This is a genomic window from Pseudoalteromonas sp. Of11M-6, assembly GCF_022347905.1.
Classification (GTDB): Bacteria; Pseudomonadota; Gammaproteobacteria; order Enterobacterales; family Alteromonadaceae; genus Pseudoalteromonas.
The window spans coordinates 18,733-43,770 of the sequence record NZ_JAKRFW010000032.1 but is presented as its reverse complement, the minus strand read 5'-3'; the positions used below and the strand labels follow the sequence as shown (position 1 = coordinate 43,770).

Annotated in this window: 14 protein-coding genes; 10 read left to right on the top strand and 4 right to left on the bottom strand. The window is 44.4% G+C overall.

From position 1 onward, the window contains the following. Positions 1-45 precede the first annotated feature (45 nt). Genes MHN32_RS15265 through pgsB form a run of 7 tightly spaced genes read left to right on the top strand, consistent with a single transcriptional unit; the run spans position 46 to position 18,580 of the window. Positions 46-2,250 (top strand): CapA family protein, encoded by a 2,205-nt coding sequence (locus tag MHN32_RS15265; protein ID WP_239422251.1) that lies wholly within the window; start codon positions 46-48, stop codon positions 2,248-2,250. A 14-nt stretch (positions 2,251-2,264) separates the two neighbouring features. Further along, complete coding sequence (locus MHN32_RS15260; protein ID WP_239422250.1) at positions 2,265-4,238, top strand: hypothetical protein; 1,974 nt, start codon at positions 2,265-2,267, stop codon at positions 4,236-4,238. Further along, positions 4,239-7,343 carry a poly-gamma-glutamate biosynthesis protein PgsC/CapC gene (locus MHN32_RS15255; RefSeq protein WP_239422249.1) on the top strand — a complete coding sequence of 1,035 codons (3,105 nt, stop codon included), beginning with the start codon at positions 4,239-4,241 and terminating at the stop codon, positions 7,341-7,343. Then, positions 7,330-9,582: a hypothetical protein gene (locus MHN32_RS15250; protein WP_239422248.1), complete on the top strand. Its 2,253-nt coding sequence runs from the start codon at positions 7,330-7,332 to the stop codon at positions 9,580-9,582. Before MHN32_RS15255 ends, MHN32_RS15250 begins: the two co-directional genes overlap by 14 nt. Beyond that, positions 9,569-10,321: a hypothetical protein gene (locus MHN32_RS15245; protein ID WP_239422247.1), complete on the top strand. Its 753-nt coding sequence runs from the start codon at positions 9,569-9,571 to the stop codon at positions 10,319-10,321. The genes MHN32_RS15250 and MHN32_RS15245 overlap by 14 nt, the downstream gene beginning before the upstream one ends. Continuing rightward, entirely contained in the window at positions 10,300-14,523 is a 4,224-nt protein-coding gene (locus MHN32_RS15240; RefSeq protein WP_239422246.1) for a hypothetical protein, read from the top strand. Before MHN32_RS15245 ends, MHN32_RS15240 begins: the two co-directional genes overlap by 22 nt. Next, positions 14,513-18,580 carry a poly-gamma-glutamate synthase PgsB gene (pgsB, locus tag MHN32_RS15235; protein ID WP_239422245.1) on the top strand — a complete coding sequence of 1,356 codons (4,068 nt, stop codon included), beginning with the start codon at positions 14,513-14,515 and terminating at the stop codon, positions 18,578-18,580. The genes MHN32_RS15240 and pgsB overlap by 11 nt, the downstream gene beginning before the upstream one ends. 11 nt (positions 18,581-18,591) lie before the next feature. Here the strand turns inward: pgsB and MHN32_RS15230 are convergent, their stop codons facing one another. Continuing rightward, positions 18,592-18,771: a hypothetical protein gene (locus MHN32_RS15230; protein WP_010370747.1), complete on the bottom strand. Its 180-nt coding sequence runs from the start codon at positions 18,769-18,771 to the stop codon at positions 18,592-18,594. 91 nt (positions 18,772-18,862) lie between these two features. Between MHN32_RS15230 and MHN32_RS15225 the strand changes: the two genes are divergently transcribed. Together MHN32_RS15225 and MHN32_RS15220 are read left to right on the top strand one after the other, a co-directional pair. Beyond that, positions 18,863-19,909: a nitronate monooxygenase gene (locus MHN32_RS15225; protein ID WP_323054436.1), complete on the top strand. Its 1,047-nt coding sequence runs from the start codon at positions 18,863-18,865 to the stop codon at positions 19,907-19,909. Between the two features lie 113 nt (positions 19,910-20,022). After that, positions 20,023-21,039 (top strand): UDP-N-acetylglucosamine 2-epimerase, encoded by a 1,017-nt coding sequence (locus tag MHN32_RS15220; RefSeq protein ID WP_102056344.1) that lies wholly within the window; start codon positions 20,023-20,025, stop codon positions 21,037-21,039. Positions 21,040-21,108: 69 nt separating this feature from the next. Here MHN32_RS15220 and MHN32_RS15215 read toward each other — a convergent pair whose 3' ends face one another. From MHN32_RS15215 to MHN32_RS15205, 3 genes are all read right to left on the bottom strand, one after another. Beyond that, positions 21,109-21,267, bottom strand: coding sequence for a hypothetical protein (locus tag MHN32_RS15215; RefSeq protein ID WP_167310207.1), 159 nt, complete (start codon positions 21,265-21,267; stop codon positions 21,109-21,111). Positions 21,268-21,378: 111 nt separating this feature from the next. After that, positions 21,379-21,546 carry a hypothetical protein gene (locus tag MHN32_RS15210; protein ID WP_017217813.1) on the bottom strand — a complete coding sequence of 56 codons (168 nt, stop codon included), beginning with the start codon at positions 21,544-21,546 and terminating at the stop codon, positions 21,379-21,381. A gap of 244 nt (positions 21,547-21,790) precedes the next feature. Continuing rightward, entirely contained in the window at positions 21,791-22,264 is a 474-nt protein-coding gene (locus MHN32_RS15205; RefSeq protein WP_239422244.1) for a VOC family protein, read from the bottom strand. A gap of 197 nt (positions 22,265-22,461) precedes the next feature. On the opposite strand from MHN32_RS15205, the gene MHN32_RS15200 reads away from it, so the two are divergent. Next, positions 22,462-25,014, top strand: a complete 2,553-nt coding sequence (locus tag MHN32_RS15200; protein ID WP_239422243.1) for an Ig-like domain-containing protein — start codon at positions 22,462-22,464, stop codon at positions 25,012-25,014. Positions 25,015-25,038 lie beyond the last annotated feature (24 nt).

Sequence of the window (25,038 nt, the reverse complement as noted above, 5' to 3'; positions counted from 1 at the left end):
TAAAGAATTAAATAATGTATCTTTTTTGAAAGCAGGCTGGCCACAATGAAAAAAATCTTAAATGTAGTATTGCTATTTGCACTCACAGCCTGCTCAGTCGAGGACCCAAATGAAACAGGTCCTTCACAAATAGATAAGGATGAAGATAAAAGCCAACAAGATAGGGATAGCGAGACGCCCAATTTAAGCATACTTTTGCACGACGCAAATGCAACCCCCATTGCCAATGCTAGCCTCACGATAAATGATCAGTTATTTACCTCAAATAACAATGGTATCTTTGACCTGTCGGCCTTAGCATACGGCGCTTATGTCGCAGAAATATCCCACCCAGATTATTTGCCCTTGGTTTTTACCTTAGCGAATCAAAATAACAATGAGCAGCAGCTCACGCTTGAACTAAAAGCTAAGTCGAGCACGCTAAAAACCTTACTTTTTGCCGGTGATACCATGTTTGGGCGTCGTTATTTCAACCCTGCTCTCATTACTATGGGGAATTCATTGCCCAGCACCCCTGACGGACTTATCCAGCCCCAAAGCGCAGGACCTGATGCCCAAGCCCTAGTGCAGTTTATGCATCCTTTATTTAAACATGTCGATTTCGCTTCGGTAAACTTGGAATCTCCAATCCTAAAAAACCCAACCACGGTCCACCCAAGCAAAGAGTTCGCATTTTTTAGTCTGCCGGAGTCATTAATTGCCCTCAATGATTTGGGTATTGACTATGTAGCACTTGGCAATAACCACGTCTATGACTATCGAGCACCTGGACTGAACGATACCTTGAAGTATGTCGAGCAGGCAGGGTTTAAACACAGTGGCGCAGGCACAAGTGCGGCAGAGGCATTTAAGCCCTACAGCCTAAGCCTTGGTGAAACAACGATAGACTTTGTGTCTGCGACTTCTATTACAGGCGATCAACATACCGTCACTTATGTGGCATCAGACGCTAAAGGGGGAGCTGCCGATCTAACAGATACCAATGGCATGAAAGAAACGGTGATGCAAGCCAGTACCAACGGCCGCTTTGTTGTGGCTCAGCTCCACGGTGGCGATGAGTATTCATACGCACCAACGGCGTATATTTCAAATCGCTTTGATTTACTTTCCAAAAATGGTGCTAACTTGATGATTGCGCATCATCCTCACGTTGCGCAAGGGTTTGGCTTATACAATGGCGTACCAAGCATACTTGGGCTAGGCAATTTTGTGTTTGAACAAAATCGTCTTGAAACCTTTTTAGGACTGATAGCTGTGGTAGAGTTAGAAACCGCAGGCACACCTAAAATCAGTGCATTAAAAGCCTATCCTGTTTATCTAGAAGACTATGTTCCTAAGTTTGTAAGTGGCGATCTTGCCAATGCCCTACTAAAACGCATCGCTGAATTTTCTTCACCCGAAGTTGGTATCTCATTGCGCTCGGGATTTGCAGAAGTCACCTTTGATAAACCGGTTCAAGCAAAAGCAACCGAGCAAAAAGTCATTACCTTGGAAGCTGGTGAGCATATTGTCGATTTACGCCAATATTCAAGCAGTGCTGAGTTCCTTAGCAAACTCACGGCTAGTGATCCTCAAGCAGAGATTGTGCTTGGACGGGACTTATTGTTCTTTGGGGATTTTGAAGACTGGGACAGCGATAACGAACAGGGGGAAGTCTCTCGTTGGTTAATTGAGGCCGACGATATCGCGCCCTGCTTAGTCGGCAAATATCGTGGCGTACAAGGGCTTTGTCTACAACGAACACAATTTAACGAAACGCCAACGCGTGTGCCGTTCAAACATACAATTCGTACCATGCCGATTACGCCAGCGCCGAGCACGGCACAGGCTTACCATGAGCTCTCGCTCTTTGGTTATGCCAAAGGAGAGAACGCTGGTGAGTTTAAGGCTGATATTCGTATCTTAACATCAGAAGATAGCCTTATCTTTTCTGAGTCAACGCCCCAATTAAAACCTGCAGGTAGTTATGAGTGGCAAACATTTAGACAAGATATTACCTTACCTGACGATTCCGTTGTGCTTGGCGAAGAAGGATTGCCCGCTCGTGGCGTCCAGTTTGGCCTCTCCATGGCGCCACCAAGTAGCGGTGAAAGTGCCTTATTTTTAGATGATATTGCGATGATTTCGTGGCAGCGTCCAGTGCAACTTCAGAGCGCTCAGTGGCAAAGCGAGCAAATTCATGGCTTAGAATTTATTAAAGTAAAAACAACGAAGACGACTGAGCTGACTCTCACTTTCAGCCAGCAATAAGAGAGTGAAAAAGCATGTCGATTTTTAGTCAATTAAACTTTATAAAACGCCAACGTGAGTTTTGGCTATTTATGAGTTTATTCGCTATTTTGTTGATCGCGTCAGCATCAGGCTTATATAAACAGGTAAACCTAATTGGGTTACAATGGTTTTCCAAGCTCAACACCACGCAAGCAACGCAAGTAGTCGTGATTGAAGCGGAAAACTTACAGCAACAACATCAGCAGTTAGCAAAAATACTCTCTGGCTATCAACCAAAAGCCGTTGTGTTCTTTGCAAATACCGAACTTTCGCCACAACAAAACAATGACTCAATTTACTATCCATTCAATACGCAATCGGTTTGTTTATTGGAGACAGAAAATTGGTACGGCAGCGCAATCAGCCTTGCACCACCTGCAGGTGCGTGTGACATATTGTGGGATAAAATATTTCCGCAGCATGGTGAATACCTCAACAAAATCATAGACTACTCGCTGCCTTATTATTCACTACCAAAATTTAGTGCGCAGAGAGTGCTTGATGGTGACTTATTCACCGCACAACTTAGCGAAAAGGTCATCTTAGTTGCTCAGCACTCAAAATTTTCACGCTTGAATAGTAATGCTTATTTTGGTGCGCAAGAACTTCCGCCTGTTTACCTACAAGCATTTATTGCCAATAGCTTTGCATCCGACAGTTTTATCCAACCTTTAAATAAAGTGACAATAATCGCAGTGATGGTACTGGCATCAATATTTTTCTTAGTGGGCTACCAAAGAAATGCGACAAAAACCAATGTAGTCATTGCAGTATTCACCAGCATGTTACTTATTATGTGTGGCATTGCTGCGCATCATTGGTATTCCGTGTTATTGCCGCTTGGTGAGTTGTTTTCCTTGATATGGCTATCGCTAATTTGGGTGTTTATTTCACTGAAGTGGTCAGAAGAGGAAAACTTAAAATCACTGATAGCCCTAATCCAGCAACGTATGATGGGTCGATACTTACCACGACATTTTCTTGAGCATAATGAACCTTGGGATGCAATCATCCAACTTGTAAATCAACAGCTCAACCTGAAAAGAAGTATCTTTCTCACCCGCTTAGAGGGGGACCACAGAGTAACTGAAATACGTGCAATACACTGTCAGCTCAGCGATATCTTAGAGATGCGGAGAGACTACGAGCGAGTACCCTATTCAGATGCAATCAAAGCGTTTGGTGCCATCAAAATTACCCGCCCTTTCTTCCAACATCTAGCTGAAGATGAGCAGCAGTACATCGCCCCCTTAATGTACGCAGGAGATGTTCGGGGTTTTTGGGCGCTAACCGTCACTCCTCAAGACAACTTTGATGAGCAAGCATTTATTAAAAATGTAAATCTCTTTGCGCATCAAATTGGTGAATTATTATTCCACTATAAGGTGTTTGCTGCTGAGCAAAAAAACCTCAAAAGCACACTGACTCGAGCGCTGACTTTTTCTCTAAAGGAGCCACTAAGTCATAAAATCAAAAATGCAATTAATGAGATGGATCAAAAACTCACCTCACTGGAGCATGTCTTCAACCAGCTTCACAGTGCCAGTATTTTATATAACTTATTTGGGCAAATTGTGCAGGTAAATGAATCTCTTGAACGCTTTGCTAGAGAACATAAGCTGTCTATTTTCGACATGTCCGCCTTAGACTTACTTTGCCGCTGTACCGAGATGGATAGTGAACAAGCTAAAGGAAAGTTGCGCTATTTAACCCTAAAACGTGGCAAAATCGTATTACCTGTGTATTTAGACAATCGAACTTATTTACTAAGCATTCGCGCCTTACTCAAACAATCAACCAGCCTTAACGCCAGTACCCCATTTGAAACCAGCGGGGTGTTGTTTGAATTTATCGACCTTGGTGAGCAATTATCTCAACTAGATGATAAAGAAGCTTTTTTAACACATTTGTCAGAGCAGCTTGCGGTTAACGAGCAACTTTTGCCTGAAGAGTGGGATGACGAATAAATGGACTGGACGCTAATGCTATTCCCAAGTGCGGGCGGACTTGGGCAATCCGTTATCACGTGTGTTTGGATAGGCATCGCGGTTGTCGCATTTTTCAATCTAAGGTTTGGCTTCCCGTTAACTGGTTTAGTGGTTCCAGGTTACCTAGTCCCTTTATTTATCGTGAGCCCAACATCGGCTTGGGTGATCATTGTTGAGGCCATTGTTGTTTATGGCTTAATGCGGTTTTTTGCCAAAACACTTGTTGAGCGACTAGGCTATGCAGAAATGTTTGGCCGTGACCGATTTTTTGCCATCGTTTTGTTAAGCATTATGGTTCGAGTTACCATGGATGTGCTATTTTGGCCGCTGGTCGCCGCGTACTTAACACAATGGGACATCACTTTTGATTACGCCGCACAACTTTATAGCCTCGGGCTGATTATCATCGCATTGACCGCCAATGTAATGTGGAATGGCGGCTTTAAATATGGCATAAAAGTCACCGCTATTCAGTTGATTGTTACCTATATCATCATTCGTTTTGGATTGATGACGTTTACCAACTTTAGCATTGCCAATCTTGCCGTCATGTACGAAGCTGTTGCGGCCTCAATTATTGCAGCCCCTAAAGCTTATATTATCTTGGTGATCACCGCTTTTATCGCATCAAGGGCTAATTTAAAGTACGGCTGGGAATTCAATGGCATTATGCTGCCAGCGCTGCTAGCACTGCAACTGATGCAACCCACAAAGCTGCTCACATCATTCGTAGAAACAGCAATTATTTTAGTCTTTGGATATATAGTCTTAAACTTTACTCGTTTAAAACACGCCAATATCGAAGGCGCGCGGCTCATGCTGCTGTTTTTTAATATCGGCTTTGTCTACAAACTGATTTTAAACTATGTCGTCGTCGGTTACTTCCCAACCTTAAAAGTGACCGATACCTTTGCTTTTGGCTACATGCTATCGACCTTACTTGCCCTTAAAATTTACCAAAAAAATGCGCTAGGCCTTGTGATCCGCGCAACTTTTCAAACCTCAATTGTTGGTGGCTTTATCGCCATCTGTATTGGTTTTGCAATTATGGTCATTCCAAGCCTATTCGTACAAAGTAATACATTAGCGATAAATGAATCAGCCCGCGATTTAACACTCAGCCAAGTGATCAGTAATTACAAGAGCCAGCTGTATACTCAAAATGCCGCTAACGTTAATGTCAGTCAATATGTGACCGAGCAGCAACGTAGTCACTTTAAACAAGCAATTAGGTTGCTTAAGCAGGATAGTGAGTCACACTATGCCGAAGCCGCCACCTTACTGCGCCAAGCCGACTTTTCTTTGCAGCGTACGACACAATTTTTAGTAATAAAAGACAATCAACAAGATCATAAACGCGGCCTGTTTATCATTAATTTAGCTACTCAAAAAGCCCATATCATCAGTGTGCCTTACCCCACCGCTGAGCGGCTTGCCAGCGAAGCTGGTGGGATATTGTTTTCCTATTGGCAAAGCCAGGCGATAGCATTTGGCAATGCGCGACCTAACCAAAGTGGCGATAAGAACGGCAAACAAAGCGAGTTCTACAGTGACTTTTTCATCGCGATGGATACCCCAGAGGTCGTACAACTCAGAGAAATTAATCGGCAAGTAAGCCAATTGATGCACCAACACAGTTTAAAAGAAGACGCACAGATGTGGATATTTAACAGTGTGCCAAGCTCAGTGCAACAATCTGAACTTGCTACCTTGTTTAACATCAACGATGCACACTTTGGTCTCGCGGCAAATGCGCCTTTACCTTACAGCCAATTCCATGGACAGATGATTGAGGCGTATTTAAGCTCGGATAGCTATTCGTCGTTGCTAAGCGCATATGGCCTGCAACGCATCGACAAAGACATAGATAAAATAAGCACAAGCGATGAGAGCATACAGGCACTTATTGAAGCATTTTCAAGTCACATTAGCGCCAAAGGCAGCGGTGCATTTAGTGCACTGAGCGATACCAGTGCTGCATTGTGGGAATATGAAGTGTTAAGGCCGCTATTTGCCATCACCCAAAACCTCGAGATAGTAACAACGCCGGAAACGCTTGAGGTAAGGTTGAGCCAGATAAATCGCGTAGCAAACCTATTACAGTATCAATTAACTTTAGTTGAAAATAACCAAGGGCAATTCGTTGCAATTTCTCCTTTAGATACCAAATCTGCCTATGATTTGGGTCAAGGGGTGTACTTTATTGCCTTGCTGGCTAAACCATCCCTCACCATTGCGGTGCCTAGACCACTCTTTGAAAGTAACACGCTGGAGTTCTCTGGGCAGTTGTTTACGGCCACCCATGCAAAGTTACTGGCAATCGCTGGTGCTCATCCGTATACCAGCATAGATGCAAATGTAATGGCAGCCGACAACGTGCGGTCATTATTTAATGTGGTGTATCAAAGTGCACAGCGCTACTTTTATGACAACCCCTTACTTAATTTACAGATCCGCAGTCATAGCGCGCCTGCAAGCATCAGACCTTCAGCGCTTGCGTACCAATTTACAACGCCTAACCCTATTCATAATGACACCATTGCTACACTACAAAGGGTGCTAGCTGATCTTGGTGTTAATACCCAAACCGTTTCAGGACAACAAGCAACAAGAGGCTTAGAACTCGGTACCACACCGCAGTCGGGATATCAGCTGTTCGCGCCAAAAAGTGAGTTAGCAGCACTGTGGTTGGCATCAGATTTTAAATCGCACTTTGCCATTACCAACGATGCTTTATTGCAACGCCTTTTAGCCGTTGCACACACACCTAGGCTCAAAATAATCGACTTGCTTGCCCTCTCTCCAAATGATTGGCATGAGGCCAGTGCGCAATTTATTGACGCACTTAATGTGGCCACTGGGCGTTATGCCACCACCCAACATTTACCGGTGCTCCAAGCACTTTGTCAATTTGAAAGCCAGTGTAAAATAAGCGCCTTTAGCACGCATAGAAATGGTGAGCTGGGATTAATGTTTACCCGTGACAACGCACTGCTCGCGCTATACTTACCAAGAAGAAATCGCATTATTGATTTAGCCACTTATGCAAAAGCGGTTCATGAGGGGCGTTATGTACTGGATTAAGCAGATATTACGATTTGCTATTTTTACGGCTTTGCTGCTACTTTTTGTTTGGTTCGCCGTCACTTTATTTGTGTGGGTAAAATCGGCGGAGCCTTCAAATACCTCGACCTTGTTTAATATTCGCTCCAATGTTCATTGGCTAAAAACCGACAGTGCACTGAAGTTTTCCTTTTCTCCGTCTCGGACCATGTCTGTTCGGGTGTTGTCCAATGGGATATTCGAATCGCAACCACTGGATGATCAGCCTGTCAACTATGCTATTGAATATCAGTTACTTGATGCAAAAGGAGCGATTATCTATCGCGGTACTTATCACCATGCAGCTAAAGCCGCCTCGAACGACTTTCAGCAACAAGTAAAACAGATCATTGAAAACCGTGAAGCGTTGGCCGTGGCGTCTGGGCAATCCTTTTATTTAAATCGTGAAGAGTTACAACAGGCTGCAACCATCACGTTAAAGCTAATACCAGAAAATGCTCAGCTTAAAGGCGTGGTAGTACGCGTCCATGCCCAAACCAGTAACAGTATTGTCGACCCCGCCAAAGCATGGCTGAAAAGGCCAACCGAATGGCGTGAACGCATGACGAATTACCACACCATAGGTGAAAACGCCTTAACCAACGAAGAAAAATACAATTCGGTCATGTTAGATTGGCAAAAGCTAGCGCCACAGGGCGTGCCTAACATCGACTTTCGTGCTGACTTGTTATACGAGTCACTGCCCTACAATGTGCTTAATCATGATTTCTCGACCCAGCTAGACTTAGATAGTTTGTTTATTTCTGAGCAGCTAAGCGCAAGTTTTCGCGTCTATGAACACACGGAATATTTATTAAGCCATTCCGAGAATGCAAATCTCACTTTTGTTTGGCACGATTTACGCCAACTCGACGCGCCAAAGCCACTAACGCCTGAGGTACTATCCGCTGCGCAAGCTAAACTAAGCAACTTACCTGCTGGCCTTGTTACCGTTAGCGCAAGCGCCCCCACCAGCATTCGGGTATTTAGCAATGGCGTCGACCCTATAGTCCCGTTGCATAGTTACTATTATATGCTCAACGCGCAAACGCCGGCTTACTATCAAGTCTCTCCTAAAAGCGATATCGCTTTAGAGTGGCGCGCGCCCATTGGCAGCACTCTCTCTGTGAGCCTCTATAGCAACAATGAGCGGATCAAGGACTATGTTTTTACCGCAACGGCGGAGCAAGCTTTGTTTGATAGACTGATAACTGAAACCACGGAGCGACAAACCTTACCAACCGCAGAGAAGCGTTATTTGGCAATACCAGATAACGTTAATCAAATTAAAATTGAAGCCGAAGACGCGATGGTGAAGCTGCAAGCCCGCAGTCCAACATTTAATTACCTGAGTCATCGTTGTGACCCAGTGTGCGACCCTGAAAGTCCGATTTATCAAGGTATTGACGCATGGTTTAGCCAAAAGGCCGACAACCATTACCTCTTTCACACACAAAAGCAGATAGCATCGGTGCGCTTATTTGAAGCGCCACCTGAAGTACCTGAGTTGCTGCCTCAATACCGCTCCAAAGACTTAGACCAGCTTTTAGCTGTATCGGATATCGCGTTGGTGCCCATTGAGCAAGCTTACTTTGATAACTCAGTACCGCAAATGGAGTTTGAATATCGTCAGGTAGCTAAATCTGCACTCTATAAGCTCGGTAAAGCAACAAGCTACCCAAGCAGTGTGATTGTGAAGCAAAAGCGCAAACCTACACTATTTGAAGTTCCGTTAAACAGCTTACAAATAGAGGAGTTAGCGAACACCCAAGCACTTTTCATCAATCAAGGGCTTCCAAGAACCGTGCGGAAGATCCGCCTGTACAAAGTGGCAAAAACAACGCCACTTACCGTTGCTGTTAGTGAGAATAACTTGCAACCTAACGCTTTGGTCGTCAAAGTGTTTAGTGCCGAACCTCAAGCTGAAATCACGGTAGCAACCGCCCTAGATAGCACTAAGGTCATCACCCCAAGCGATGAATACACGATTTTAGCTAAACACTTTGTCTTACACCTAAACCCTGCACAAACGAGGATGTTTTTTAACCCTAATCACGCAGAGCTGTACGAGTACCCAAGTATTACTTTGCCGCTGTTTCAAGACTTAACATCGCCTAAAACCATGACGCTTCGCTTTTCACATGATGTTTGGATAAGTGTATTAGAGGAACATGAACAGCCTGATGCAACATTAAACTGGTGGCAAGATGAAACGCCTTAGTCGCTACGCACTTTACATGGCATTGTGCTTGTCACTGAATGTTAACGCTGCGGTTCCCGACAGTAGCAAAATGGCGCACTGGTTTAAGCAACCTGTAGCACTTGATGGCTGGCAATTTACGCACCAAGCAGAGCAGTTTACATTGACGCCAAAGCCTCAAAGTGAAGCGCATGGCGAAGTCACGTATGCGCCTAAGCACCGGCCTTGCGTGGTGTCTGTTCCACATCGCTTTCATGATAAACATACGCTGACCATTGGTGAGCACATTTTCCAGCACAGTTGCCAAGTGTTACTGAACAACACAAAACACAGATACGATAACAATGACACTGGTAAAACCTATGATTACGCCAAGCAACCTCACAATATTCACGCGTCAGCTATCATAGCTTTTACATCTTTACACCCAATAGCAAAAGTGTTCCAAATACATGGGTTTAGTCAGAAGAAGCGAAAAACCGACGGCGGTAAACTAAGCGAAATAATTTTAAGCCAAGGCAAAACAAATGACGACACACTATGGAAGTTGAAGTCTTGTCTTGTTAAGCAAGGTTATCGGGCGCTGATTTACCCTCAAGAAGTGCAAGAACTTGGCGGGACGCAAAATATCATGCATCAGCTTGCGCTTCCTGAATATAGCTTTATCCATATTGAGCTAAGCTATCAAACAAGAAAGCAATTAATTAATAACAATCAACAACTAGAGCAGTTTACTAAATGCGTGCAATCACTTTTATAATGACACTACTGCTGTTTGCAACGATATCCCGAGCCAATGAGGTAGGGATACAGACGGCTGCCCAATGGATTGACCTGTCACGTATGCAATTTATCCAAGCCAATGCTAACAAGCACTTTGCACCGCAGCAAAAAGCGTGGCTGTTTTTGCCAAGTCACGCGTGGTTAGTCACAACGCCAAGTGCCCTCGACACATTCGAATTTTTTGCGGGGCAAACCCCAGAACTACGACGTGCCATTCCAACATCCGATTGGTTATGTATTCAATCCCGCTGCCAACTGAGTGCAATAGCACAAAACCGCTTAATTCAGGTTGCTTACACCGGTGATAACGCTCAATCTCTCGCGCTTTGGCAAGGCAGCATGCATAGCCACAGAGATCCGTATCGAAGAGCACTTAGACTGCCAGGGCTTGACGACCAAACACTGCAATTAGCGCAAGATACAGAGCGCTGGTTTCACCTACAACCTACACAAATGACAAGCTTGTTCTTTGAGCACGCCAAAAAGCTCAAACTAGAAGTTCGAAAAGATCTACACGCGATTGCGCAAAATGGTACTGTCACAATTAAAGTCAACGGTGAGGTTATCAGCACCATTGCAATATCAGACATCCAAGCGGATGAGTACCTTGAGCCTAAAGTCGGCTTGTCTAACCAAGATTATATTGCTGTCCCGCAAGGTAGTTATCTCACTATCACAACATCGGTGCCTGCCTACCTTAACTTACTACAAATGCACCGTGGTATTTACGACGATAATGCAGGAATAAAGCTGCAAGAGTCGCTATTTAGTCCGTATTGGAATAAACAGCTGAACGAGCAGCTCAGCGCCCTTTACATGAATGGTGATACTTCTCCACTCACTTTTAACGCTTCTGACACGGCGTTAGCGGTCAAACGTAAGCAAATGCTTAACGATATTGCCTCTACGGTGTATTTTTTAACGCCAAGCTCCCCTCAACCGCTCTCTCATCATGTTGCGATAAGTGGAGTAACACTGGGCAGCCGCAGCGCCGCTGGGCAAGTGCTGCTCACTTCAAGCGCTCAGCGAGTCAATTACATTACATCGCCTCAGCCACTGAAGTATCATCTTGAGAACATACTGAGAATTGATAATGCAATTACCTTGTATGTTCGAGCAAGAACGCCAGAACGCTTAACCATCACCAGCGAGCATGGCCAACATACGCTGCTTGTTGCGCCTAGCAGTCATTTTCAAAGACTTACCCTACACATGAATCCAGCATCCAAAGTTGTGATGATTGAAGGGGCTAAGCAAGCGCTTGATATCGCTGTAGCAATAAACCGCGTACAACCATTTCCCGACTTCTTAACCATGACGCAAGAAGCGCTAGGCCAAGGGTCATTGGTTCAAGGTCTGCTGGCAAGAAGCAAACAAAATCGAGCGGACACTTACTATTTATCTCTTAGCGGGCTGAGTGCACCGGAACTAAGTGTTAAGACAGACAGCCACGGCCAGTTTACCGCCACCAAAGTGCTTGCGGAGCTGCAAATCGTAGCAAAGACCAAACCACTCATGGCACTTGCGAAACTGAAGCCGTATTTGAGTGGGCATAGTGAGCAAGTTGCGTTAATGGCTTGGCAACTGAATATTACTATTTTGACTCAGCTAGAACGCAGTGGAAACGCCGAGGTATTACTAAAATCACTGCTAAAAAGCACCGCTCAATCTTTAAGAGAGTACGCTGCCAATGAACTACTCGCGAGATATTTAGCACAGAATGAATATATCCAAGCTAGCCTATTATGCGCTGCCCACGAAACTGATATCACGCAATATCAATGCGATGATATCCTGTTGACGTACCTGCTTGACTCTGGGCTTCAGCAAGAAGCGCTGTGGACAAGCCAGCAAATGGCATTAACACCAAAACAGGCCGAACAAGTCGCGGCAATTCAAACAAACGAACTGACCCAGCCTCAATACAGCCTTAATCACTATGGCCTTCAAGCCGTGGAATCACTGGATAATCAAACTGAGCTGTACCCGCTAGGTTCAGGTAAACCCATCAAACTGGTTGCTAAAACGCCTTTGACGGTCAAGCTAAGTGCACGTGCTGCGTACCAAGGACAAGAATACAAAAATACTCAATGGCTGCTATATGAACACAACGCTAAAACCCGGATTTTACCCATATTTAGTGATATTGCAGCAAACTTGCAATTGCAGCCACAAGCGACTCGATTATCTGTTGCATCGCAGCAATATATTCAATTAGCGGCAAATGAAAGCCTCACACTTTTCAGTAGTAATGAGTTGTTTGTAGAGATCCGGGTGCAACCAGAAACCGCTAACACTCCGGCTTTTGCAGATAAGTCTGCGCACTTGGTTAGTAGCACTGATGCGAACATAGCAGATGAGCTCAGTGCTAAAGAAATTGCGATAAATGCCTTGTATCAATTGAGTCAGCAAACATTGTCTAACGAAAGCTACAACAGGGTCCTTCAACGTCTGCACCCCAGTTTATCGGATGATGCCGTTTTAACCGATTTATATGCCCGCTTGATGCGCTATGGTCAATGGCTTGCTGCGGAACAATACACGAGTTATGTGGGCACACAAAAGGTAAAAGTTGATACGCTTGCGGCGCAAAGCGTTGGTGACCAGATCACCGCACACCTCACAGAAAATCAGCCGTCAGGCCTGCCACTCAGAGCAAACGAAATACTGACTATTGATTTTTCTGAGTATCAACAAGTTCAAGTAAGAGTAAAGTTTGCCTACTCTGCTGCCAAGCAAATCGTGGCACCGCCTGCTAATGTAGAGCTGGTGGGGCCAAGTCAAGGTGATGTGATCTCGCTGCAGCCAACGCAACCGCTCTATTACGGCATTAAACAAGTTGAGACGCGACAAGGACTATTGCAATTGCGTTGGCTCAACCCTTTATCGGGGCAAAGCGTTAGCGTACGTCCGCAATACTTTGGCCAAGGTCAATGGCATGATATCCCATTGGATACTAGACAGATTTTTTATCGCTCTGATGAAACAACCCCAATCACGGCGAAATTAACTAGAGATAGTCTGATTAAAATTGAAACCTTTGCCGATGGTATTAGAAATGAAGCCACCTATTTTCACCCGGCAGGACAAGTCTCACTAACTGGCCAACAACAGCAAACGTTAGCACGCATGTCTATCTGGGCGTTAAGTCCAACATTGCATCGCGTTAACCTAGTACCTGAAGTGCCAATGTTCTTAAAAGCCAAACAACAGTTAACACCAACAAATGCTGAGCCCAAATTTCAGCAAGCTCGTATTGAAACTGATGAAAGTCGCACTGGCGTCGAAGGATTTTTGAATATTGATAGCGACGACATTGTACAGACAACGGAGCCTAGCCCCAGCCGTACCACACTCGATTTAGGTTTATCGTTGAGAGTGAAGGATGAGAATAACTGGTACCGCATCGATACTTTCTATACGATGGATAATCATCACCAAGACACCTTCTCTATCAATGGTCAATATGATTGGCTCTCGCAGCAGTCGAACTGGTTTGCAGAAGCGAGGGTGCGTAATCGTTGGCAGGATGCAACGGCTATCAGTGAAACCCATTTAAGCTCTAGTATTTCGGCAAAGTTTGGCCAAATTCACCGTTATAACAGCGGTTTTAGAAGCATTTGGTGGTGGCAGCCTTTTTACACTTACACCAGTATCAGCAAGGACGAATTTATTGCAGATGAGCAAATTGGCCCTGATATGTACACCTTTTACCGTAATAATCATAAGCACGGCTGGCAAGCGCATGCTGGACTGCGCTATCAGCCTTGGGTTGATAGTTACTTCAGCTCCGGCGTTACACTGACGTCAAATCAAGATTGGCAAACGCTCGACAATGCACTGTTTTCATTTGATTGGTATCAATTTTATCAAGGCCATATTTTCCACGCCGGATTAACATCAAGCTATGTATTTGCCGATCAAAACCGCCCTAATCCAACATGGCAATACTTAACTCAATTGGGTTGGCAAACGGGTTTTGACTTTAGTCATAACACAGCTGGTTGGTTAGGCGTTACTTGGACTCAAGACTGGTTTAACAATACCCATCAGATTGGGCTACAAGTACGTTTAGGCAATTTACAGCAAACCGGTTTTGCCCCCTATGCTCACGACGAAATTATTTTTGAATCGTTACAGCTAAGTCACTTATTAGAGCAAGATTTACATGAGCGCTAAAGCCTTAAAGAGTCAATTAGAAGCCCTATTTTTTGCCGAAACGGAAAAGTTTTGGCTGAACTTGTATCAACATAAATACAGTGCGTTGATCGACGAATTGTGCGCATGGGAACTCATTTACAATCGCCCTGAAAACGAGGATGAAACCGACTGGCTGGTACTTCAATCTATCGCCTTTTTGCGGCATAAAATTGAGACCCTACATGAGCAAATTTTGCTGCTCGAGGTATCCCACACCGGATTTGTACAGCGTATCGCTAAGTCTGAATTTGCCAGCGAAAAAGAGCTACATATTATCGCCTATGCTCAAGAACTTGGCACCACTAAAGTCGCGTTAGAACAAGATAAAAAAGCATTTTCACGATGGTTTGACGAAGGCGCTGTAGTTGCTCGATATCAACATCAAGTTGCCACGATAGAACAGCAAATTAAGTTTTTAATTGCCAAACTTGGCGCCCTAACTAACCGATATTTACGTGCTCATCACGATACTCTAGAAAATGCTTGGCAACGTTTGGATTTGCAGCCATTTTGCTTAAACTTACTCGCCCATAGCCAAAATCAACATATTCGTCATGGCTTGATCCGCGCATTGGTGAATATGGTCGCAACCTTGAACAACTATGAGGTTGACTCGGAATTAGACGCAGAGCTTATCGCCAAACTTATTGAGTTGCTTGAGTCTGACAATATGCCCTATCAGGCCACCGTCGATATTTTAGAGATCTTAATACATCAACGCCCCACCTTTATTCGTGCCTACATGTGGGCTTTGCTTGAAGAAGCGAACGACATTGAAAATAGTCAGCAAGTTGATGCCGAAGTACTCTATATTTTGAGTATCTTTCCTAAAATTATTGTCAGCCAGCCAAAGCTTACAGAAAAAGATCTCAATATGCTTTGCGCACTCAGCGAGCACACCTTGCCCAGAGTGCGCCAGGTTACGCTAGAGTTTGTCGAGTTTTATCCCACATCCTTTGCACAAGAGTTAATCGCCAAACGGTTTGAGCAAGAAAGTGAAAATGCCGTACTTTTCACCTTGATAAAACAGTTATCCGCAGACCGCTTTTGCCAGCAGGACTTTGCATTTTTACTGTGGCAACGTGTGCTAACAGGCGACTTTAGTATGCAGCTCAAGCGCTTAGCGCTTGAGCAAAGCGCACGTATTATGCTGAATATGCAACTTGAATCAAATCAAGCCGAACTCTGCTTCAAACGGTTTATTGATACCTTAAATGACTGCTTATCGAACGAAACAAACATCGCCGTTTGCCGTTATATCACCAGAGCCAGGGAACAGCTAGGTAGCTTCTATCATCAAGCCATCATCGCGCAGCTCAACGCTTCTCTTGAAGCCAACGAACAAAGTGACGCACTGGCAACTTGGTCTCGTGATGAACTGGGCCGCTCACTTTCTTATATTGCACAGCGCGGTCAAAGTCTTAATGCCTCAAAAACAAAAGCTGGCTGGCGTATCCAACAAGGATATCGTCAAGCAAGAAGATTATGGCGAGTAATACACGAAATAAGACAACCAAGTACCGATAAACGTCAAAGCTATTCCCATACCAAAGCGAAAAAGCCCAGCGTATCGATCCACGTCCCTAGCTGCACTACCGCTGAAATTAGCGAAACAAAAGTGCCAGGGGAATTGCTCTTTAATATCGCCGAACAAACGAGTCGACCACATCTACCATTACTCGACTTTTTGCTAAGTGTACTGACCAATGACCACAGTAAAGAAGACGCCAAAACCTATACGCCGGATGGTATTTTAGCCGTTACTCCGCCATCGACTTTGTGGCGACGCCTTAAGGCGTACTGGACCATAACATGGCAGTTTGCAGAGCTAGACCGCTTACGAAAGGGCAACGAACTTGAGCAAGGTAAGTATTTGGATGCACTTAACACGCTGGGGTTTTCTCTACACTTTAGTGCCTATGGCGACATCGCAAAAACGCCATTTCCTGTCGCGAAAGACATTCAGCAACTTTATACTCGCTCTGGTGTCACCTCTGCGCTACTCACCATTTGGAGCAGTTTTAAAGAATACGTCGATGCCATTTATCAAAATAGTATTTCGCAGCTGGTTTTCTTTGTGCTTGCATTTATTAGCTACTTTTGGACTCGGCATATTTATGTCAGTAAAAGAATAAAACAAAATCGAAAACACATTCCGGTGTCCATTGGCGGCTGGGGAACACGAGGAAAATCAGGAACCGAGAGGCTGAAGTCGGCCTTATTTAGCAGTTTGGCGCTGAGAGTCGTGAGCAAGACCACGGGCTGTGAAGCAATGCTTATCTATTCAAAAATTTCTGGTGAGCAATATGAGATCCCACTATTTCGGCCTTTCGACAAAGCGAGTATTTGGGAGCAAGCTGATGTGCTACATTTTGCAAAGCAGGTAAAAGCGGACGTTTTCCTGTGGGAATGTATGGGCCTGACTCCGAGATATGTAAAAATTCTAGTGCGCTGGATGAAAGATAACTTCGCCACCATTACTAATGCCTACCCAGATCATGAAGATATTTTAGGCCCAACAGGCTTGGATGTAGCAAAAGAGATGTCTGCCTTTTTGGGTTACAACACCCAAGTGTTCACCGCCGAGCAGAATATGGCTTCAGTACTCAACTTGGCGGCGGAGCAAAAAAACACGTCACTCATTCAGATTCATTGGGGTGATGGGTATCAAATAACGCCTGACATTCTCGCAAAATATCCCTATGTTGAGCATCCGGATAACATCGCCTTAGTCTGCAAAATGGCGCAATATATTGGCATCAATAAAGACTATGTGTTCAAAGAAACGGCTTCTAGGGTTATTCCCGATGTTGGCGTGCTTCAGCAGTTTACGACTGCAAAGATTGGTGCAATCAGTCAAAGCTTTATCAACAGCATGTCTGCCAACGAACGCCTAGCAACGATAGAAAATTGGAAACGCTTAAACATCGTCGAACAGGGAAAGCAGGCGCAAATTGTTGCATTAATTAATAATCGTAACGACCGTGTAGCGCGCTCGCAAGTATTTGCGAACATTCTGGCCAATGATCTGCATTTTGATGCCATTGTGGTGATCGGCACCAATATCGATGGCTTCTTTAAGTACTTTATGGTTGCACTGGAAAATCTCTTACACAGTATTTTCAGCAATAACGACCACAACGCACTGCGCGATTTACTCACGCGCCTTAGGCTCACATTATCGCGAGATGCGCTGATCGCATCATTAAATACTACGACAGACAAGCTACCTGAGTCTGCGTTTTCAAGCCTCGACTCGCTGCAGTCGCAACTTAATAATGAGGACAACACACATCACCCTACTCTAAAGCGTTTTAAAGCGTGGACAATTGCCCAGTCGCTTTTGGAAGTTGAAGACCTGAGCACTAGGCTTTCGCAAACAGCAGCGCTTGCAGAGCAACTTGCCTCTCTCAAATGTACGTTAGTGCATGATAGCGACATCAAGCCTGATGCTTTAAACCAAATCATTGCAAAACAAGCACTGCCAAATGAACACCAAATTATCGTCGGCATGCAAAATATCAAAGGCGCGGGACTGGGCTATGTTTACATGTGGCAAAAGTGGCAGTTGTTTAATCAGCATTGCGAGCGCCTGAGCCACCGCAGCGTGACACAAACTGAGTTTAGAAATGGCTTAAGTAGAATTTTACAACAAGAGGAACTCAGCGCGATTGAATGCCAATACTTAGCTGACAAGCTCGACTTGTTCGAAGCGTTGCCCAATGCCCAAAGCGAATTTAGCCAAGCCGAATTAACGCAAATAAAGCGCAAACTAGAGCAACAAATACAACGCTTAGGAAGTAAAGATAATACCCGAGCTCGCTCGCCGCTAACACGCTTTTTGAATAAATTGGTCGAGTCATTTTTAGATGCCGGCGCGGCGGTAAAAAGAAAGAAAATAGCAGTTCAGGTATACAAAGATATCGCCGACTTTAGGATCACAATAGAAAAGGCAACCCTTATTTTAAGTGAATTAAATCGTTCGCAAAAACCAGGATGGTTGAAGTTACAAAATGGTAAGCGCCGCAAAAAATAGCTCGGCGCTTGTTACCCGACTACCAAAACGTAGATAAGTTTAATGATCAGCGTCACCATTAATAAAGGCAGTACATATTTGGCATACTTTTGCATTTTATCTAGCCCTAAGCGCTGCTGATACTTTTCCAATAACGGTATCAAGACAACCAATGCGATGACTAAACTCACTAATAATATAACTACGTTCATCTTAGCTCCTCTTTCTAAACAGGTATCTTACAACCAGTATTCACTTCAAGCAAAATTCCAGCTATGCTCATAAACACATCTGACCAGTAGAATAACAATGATGAAAACTGCTATCACCGAATTATTTGGCATCGAAAAGCCTATTATATTACCCGGCATGAGCTGGATTTCTGTCCCTGAGCTTGTTGCGGCAGTGAGCAATGCTGGTGGCTTAGGTATTTTAGCCACGGGCCCGCTCAGTCAGGACGAGACACGTCAAGCAATACGAAAAATTCGTGCACTCACCGATAAGCCTTTTGGTATTGGTGTGACGTTAATGATGCCAGGCGCCAAAGAAAATGCCAAAGTCGCATTAGAAGAGCAAGTGCCTGTTATCAATTTTTCTTTAGGAAAAGGCGATTGGCTAGTACAAGCAGCTAAAGCCTACGGCGGAAAAGTCATTGCCACAGTGGTGACGCAAAAGCATGCATTAGCAGCACAAAAATCTGGCGTTGATGCGCTATTAGTTACAGGTCATGAGGCCGCAGCCCATGGTGGTGAAGTGACTTCACTGTGTTTAGTACCGAGCATAGTCGATATCGTCAATATACCTGTAATTGCCGCAGGGGGATTTGCCGATGGTCGAGGACTTATCGCCGCGCTAGCGCTTGGCGCAGAGGGCGTTGCGATGGGCTCTCGTTTTGCAACATCTAAAGAAAGCCCTTTGCATCAACATGTCAAAAATACCGTTGTGGAAAAAGACGTTGAACAGACGATTTATTCCAAAAACTTCGATGGTCTTTATGCTCGAGTAATGAAAACCCCCATGGCTGAAAAGGCAACGCGCCGCCCGATGAACTTTTTCATGGCCATCATAAAATCATTCAAGGCCGCAAAAATGGTCGACATGCCCTTATGGAAGCTACTACTAGGACTGTTATCTCAATTCGATAAAATTAAGATGCTGTCACTCTTTGGTGCCGCCACCGAAAAGCTTGAAGCCGCCACAATCCACGGAGATTTAGACCATGGCGTGCAATTTATTGGTCAATCTCAAGGCTTAATTCGAGAAATCGAATCAGTACAAACCTTAATGGATAACATGATGGCTCAAGCCACTGAGGTGCATTCACGTATCAGCAACAGTACAGCCAAGTAACGGATGTTTGGTATTGATGCGGTAAAAGCGGTATTATTTGCTTAATATCGCTCTGGCCCTAGCTGCGCCATTCAAGTGCTGGCCATAAACTCTGATTTTATAAGTGACTTTCAATGCCTAAACATTATCTTTTCTACATTGAGCAGCCATATAGCTTTGCCATTCTAAGACCTCTCCAAAATGCTATCCGTGCAAACGGTGATGTGGTGAAATGGTTTTTAAAAGGTAAAGATGTAAACTCAAGTTCACTTGCACCAGACGAATCAGAGTTACTGAGCGTAGAGGACGTCAAGGCGTTTAACCCCAGAGCAGTATTTGTACCTGGAAACGTTGTTCCTGACTTTTTTCCAGGCGCCAAAGTGCAAGTATTTCACGGATTGGAATATAAAAAGAAAGGTCACTTTGGGATCCGCGGTTTCTTCGATTTGTATTGTACTCACGGCCCAATTACCACTGCGCCATTTAACCAACTTGCACAAAAACATGGTTATTTCTCGGTGATTGAAACTGGCTGGCCAAAACTCGATCCTTATTTTGATTACACCAAACAAGAGAATGAAAAGCCAGTCATACTGTACGCTCCCACTTTTTCACCCAATCTCACGTCGCTTGAAGCATTACATGCACAAATCAAACAGCTCGCAGAGTCAGGAAAATACAAAGTCCAACTTAAGTTTCATCCTAAGACGAAACAGCAGTGGCAACAGATGTACATAGAACTTGAAACCATCAGCGACTTTGAAATCGCCGGAAATGACAATCTTATTCCACTCATTCAGCAAGCCGATGTGGTGATTTCTGATACCTCTAGCGCCGTTGATGAGTCACTATTAATTGGTAAACCGGTTATCACTTTTAATAATCACCAACCTCAAGATGCCTTAATCAATATTACCGACGCAGGCCAATTATCTGCAGCGGTTGAACAAGCACTCAACCTCTCCGACGCACAAAGTGAACGTATTGAGCAATATATTCAGCAAGTGCACCCTTACCGCGATGGTAAAAGCGCCGAGCGCATACTCGCTGCAACAGAGACCGTAATTGCTGCTGGATTAAAGCGTAAACCGCTTAACTTATTGAGGCGTTACAAAATACGTAAATCATTGAATTATATGAAAATAAAATAAACTGGTAACTTTCGGAAATAAAAAAGCTCACTTTACTGTGAGCTTATGCAAGTTAATTTATCACTAACCTTAACACTCACACTGCCAGTATTGGTTACCAGTTTCCGTCAAAGGCGGACGGCAACGAATACCTGTCGCACCACCAGCGATGTTTGGTGTTTGCTCTTGAGGCAAGCTTTGTTGTTTATCTAATTGTTTTAATGCTGTTTTTTTAAATTTCAATTTCATCTTATTATCCTTGAGTTAATCTTAATTTATAAATTATGTTGTTTAAGGTTGATAGTCCAACAAGTAGATTCTCCACCTCATCAGGCTAACCTAAAACACTGCTCGACTATACTAACAACGGCACTGACCATAATCCGTACCAGTCAACGTTTCCGTTAAACGGCATGGGATTCTGGTATTTGGCTCAGCACCGCCAGCTACTTGAGGGGTTTGCTGTAAAGGTAGGTTTTGGTTTTTATCTAGTTGCTTCAACGCTGATTTTTTTAATTTTAATTTCATTATCATTTCCTTGAAATAGTCGTTTAGTGATCAAAATTTATCACTAATTCTTAAGCTGCCATGAAAAAATAAAAAATTCAACATTATTAACAATAAAATCAACTTTAAAATTCACTCACCACAAATACAACACTTAACCACATGTTAAATAATAACTTCTAACCAAGCACCTCAAAGAAACGCACCATCAAAAACAAACAAAAAATTAATAAATCTGCAATCTAATGAGATAAGCTTACCTCAACTAGGCATCTTGTTGCTTATCCATAAAATCAGCCATACGCGCGAGTAACTCGGTTTCTGTGAGATCTTCTTTATGCGTGCCAATCGTCCAGACATGACCAAATGGGTCTCGTAGCGTTCCCGCCCTATCACCATAAAACTGATCACAAACGGGCGTGACTTGCTGTGCCCCCAATTCAATTGCCCCCGCAAACACAGTGTCCACATCGTCAACATACAACATCAAGCTAACGGGCGTACCACCAAGCTCACTGGGATCTTTAAAGTGCATATCAGGGCACATATCTGAAAGCATCACATAAGAGTTACCAATCAGCAGCTCCGCATGTGCTATTCCTCCATCTGGCATAGGTAACTGAAGCTTTACGCTAGCGCCAAAAGCAGCTCGGTAAAATTCGATAGCTTTTGCTGCACCAGCCACAATGAGGTAAGGCGTGAGTGAATGATAACCGGAGGGAATTGAAGAAGTCGCCATGATATGGATCCTATAAAGTCCGTTAAATTCCCTCTAAACCTAGCCGATTATTTGAAATATGCGAATTAAAATTGCGATGCTCAGGTTATTGCAGCGATGAGATTTACTCATAACTCGAGTGTTGATTAACGAATTATTTACCTATATGCTAATTTGGTTTTGTTCATAAAACACACAACAACATGTAAGGGATCAGTATGAAACCAACTTCTATATTACGATTGGCTTGGACGAGTGGTGCTCTCATCCTCGCAGGCCAAGCAAACGCCTACGACTGTAGTAATTTAAGCCCTTGGTCTGAACAACAAGTCTACAGACAAGGGGATATCACACAGTCCCAAAACCAAGCATATGAAGCAAAGTGGTATAGTCAGAACGACAATCCAGCAGGCCACTCCGGTCCTTATGATGTCTGGCGGTCATTGGGGACTTGTGCAACGGGGTCAGGTCAAGCGCCGAGTGTCGTACTCACCAGCCCAAATAATGGCGCTGTGCTGGGCGAAAATGACAGCGCTGTTTTTTCCGCTAATGCCAATGATGTCGATGGTGACCTGGCTTATGTCGAATTCTTAGTAAATGGGCAGGTTATCGCTACGGACACTACCGCGCCATTTCAAACCACTTGGAACGCAGTACTTGGCGAATACGATATCAGTGCAATTGCCACCGATGCCCAAGGGCTAACCGGAAGTTCGCAATCAGCACGGATCACAGTAAAACCGGGCGGAGGAAATTTACCACCGAACGTATCCATTGTAGCGCCAGCCAGCGGTCAGCAGTTCTATCAAGGCGATATGGTAGGGATCAGCATCACAGCTGAAGATAGCGACGGTACTATTGCGAGAGTGGAAATTAGCGTGAACAATCAGCTTGTCGCGGACCTAACAACCTCTCCTTTTGAGTTCCAATTCCAAGCGGAGCAAGTTGGCGTAAACCAACTAAATGTAAAAGCGATAGACAATCAAGGCTTGGTAAGTGAGGCAAACCTTGCCATCGATGTGCTAACAAAAGTGGGAGGTGGCTGCCTAGGCCTTAGATCATACCGCGCTGGACAAAATTACCAGGCTGGTGAACTGGTCGCTCATAATAATCATAAATATCGCTGTGATATTGCAGGTTGGTGTAGCTCAAACGCGCAATGGGCATACGAGCCAGGCGCAGGCCAGTATTGGACCGATGCATGGAGCGATTTAGGGATCTGCGCAATCGCGCCAACCGTAACGTTCGAACGCCCGTCCAATAACGGTACTGTTTTGGTCAATACGCCCACCACTATCTCTGTCAGAGCTCAAGATACAGACGGCAGCATTGCTACGCTGTCACTCTATGCCGACAACACACTCCTCGCCACAGCCAATCAGGAAACGCTTAGTCACAGCTGGACACCGACAGCCCTCAATCCTGTGAGCTTAAAAGCCATTGCCGTCGATAACGAAAGTAATCAAAGCGAGCAAACAATTACAGTGAATGTGACAGATAAACCGATTGCCGTTGATTTACTTGCCCCCACTAGCGGCAGCCAAATTACCTTGGGTAATTCCACTCAATTGATTGCACAAGCATCCTCTTTTGTTGGACAAATCACTCAAGTACAGTTTTATGCTGATGGCGTGTTACTCAATACAGACACAACGCCACCCTACGAATATAGTTATGCACCGGCCTCAATCGGCACAAAAACACTTTATGCCACGGCCATCAACGACAATAATGATCAGCTGTCCAGTAGCGGCGTGACTGTTCAAGTCATCGACAAACCCATAGGTAAAAAGCACAAACTGATTGGCTATTGGCATAACTTTGTCAATCCGGCTGGTTGCCCTATTCCACTTGATCAGATGTCTACTGCTTGGGACATCATAGATATTGCCTTTGCTGAAAATGATAGAAACTCGAATGGTACAGTGCACTTCACACCATTTGAAAAAGACATTCGCTCTAACTGCCCGCCTATCGATCCGGTAAAATTCAAATCCGACATGCAGGCACTACAAGCGCAAGGTAAAGTTTTTGTGCTAAGCCTTGGTGGTGCAGAAGGCACAATTACCCTCAATACGGATGCCGATGAAGCGGCATTTGTCAGTAGCCTCACCGATATTATTCAACAATGGGGATTTGACGGGCTTGATATCGACTTAGAGAGTGGCTCGAACCTTGTGCATGGCTCTCAGATCCAAGCTCGGCTGCCAAGAGCATTAAAGCAAATTGAACAAAATATTGGTGGCAATATGGTACTTACCATGGCCCCTGAACATCCCTATGTACATGGTGGCATGATTGCCTATTCAGGTATTTGGGGCGCTTATATTCCACTTATAAACGAGCTACGCGATACATTAGATTTACTTCACGTACAGCTATACAACAATGGCGGCCTACCTAACCCATACGAACCGGGAAGCGCCCCTGAGGGCTCAGTGAACATGATGGTTGCCCATGCAAAAATGTTGATTGAGGGATTTGATCTTGCTGATGGCACCCGCTTTGCACCACTTAGGGATGACCAAGTAGCCATCGGTCTACCTTCTGGTCCACAGTCGGCAAATTCAGGTCAAGCGCCTATCGGCAATATCATCAATGCCTTAGATTGTTTAACCAAAGGTACAGGATGTGGCACTATCCAACCAAGCAAGACTTATCCGAACTTTGGTGGCGTGATGACATGGTCGATTAACTGGGACAAATACGATGGCTATAACTTCTCTCAACCCATTGGTGATAAATTAACGCAGATGAATCAGGGGAATTAATACCAACTGCTCAGGGTGAGATGC

Bases quoted from the DNA above. Each gene is read 5' to 3' on its own strand.
- MHN32_RS15255 (WP_239422249.1), top strand. From the start codon at position 4,239: ATGGACTGGACGCTAATGCTATTCCCAAGTGCGGGCGGACTTGGGCAA.
- MHN32_RS15245 (WP_239422247.1), top strand. From the start codon at position 9,569: ATGAAACGCCTTAGTCGCTACGCACTTTACATGGCATTGTGCTTGTCA.
- MHN32_RS15210 (WP_017217813.1), bottom strand. From the start codon at position 21,546: ATGAAATTAAAATTAAAAAAATCAGCGTTGAAGCAACTAGATAAAAAC.
- MHN32_RS15220 (WP_102056344.1), top strand. From the start codon at position 20,023: ATGCCTAAACATTATCTTTTCTACATTGAGCAGCCATATAGCTTTGCC.
- pgsB (WP_239422245.1), top strand. From the start codon at position 14,513: ATGAGCGCTAAAGCCTTAAAGAGTCAATTAGAAGCCCTATTTTTTGCC.
- MHN32_RS15265 (WP_239422251.1), top strand. From the start codon at position 46: ATGAAAAAAATCTTAAATGTAGTATTGCTATTTGCACTCACAGCCTGC.
- MHN32_RS15215 (WP_167310207.1), bottom strand. From the start codon at position 21,267: ATGAAATTGAAATTTAAAAAAACAGCATTAAAACAATTAGATAAACAA.
- MHN32_RS15240 (WP_239422246.1), top strand. From the start codon at position 10,300: ATGCGTGCAATCACTTTTATAATGACACTACTGCTGTTTGCAACGATA.
- MHN32_RS15260 (WP_239422250.1), top strand. From the start codon at position 2,265: ATGTCGATTTTTAGTCAATTAAACTTTATAAAACGCCAACGTGAGTTT.
- MHN32_RS15205 (WP_239422244.1), bottom strand. From the start codon at position 22,264: ATGGCGACTTCTTCAATTCCCTCCGGTTATCATTCACTCACGCCTTAC.
- MHN32_RS15200 (WP_239422243.1), top strand. From the start codon at position 22,462: ATGAAACCAACTTCTATATTACGATTGGCTTGGACGAGTGGTGCTCTC.
- MHN32_RS15250 (WP_239422248.1), top strand. From the start codon at position 7,330: ATGTACTGGATTAAGCAGATATTACGATTTGCTATTTTTACGGCTTTG.
- MHN32_RS15230 (WP_010370747.1), bottom strand. From the start codon at position 18,771: ATGAACGTAGTTATATTATTAGTGAGTTTAGTCATCGCATTGGTTGTC.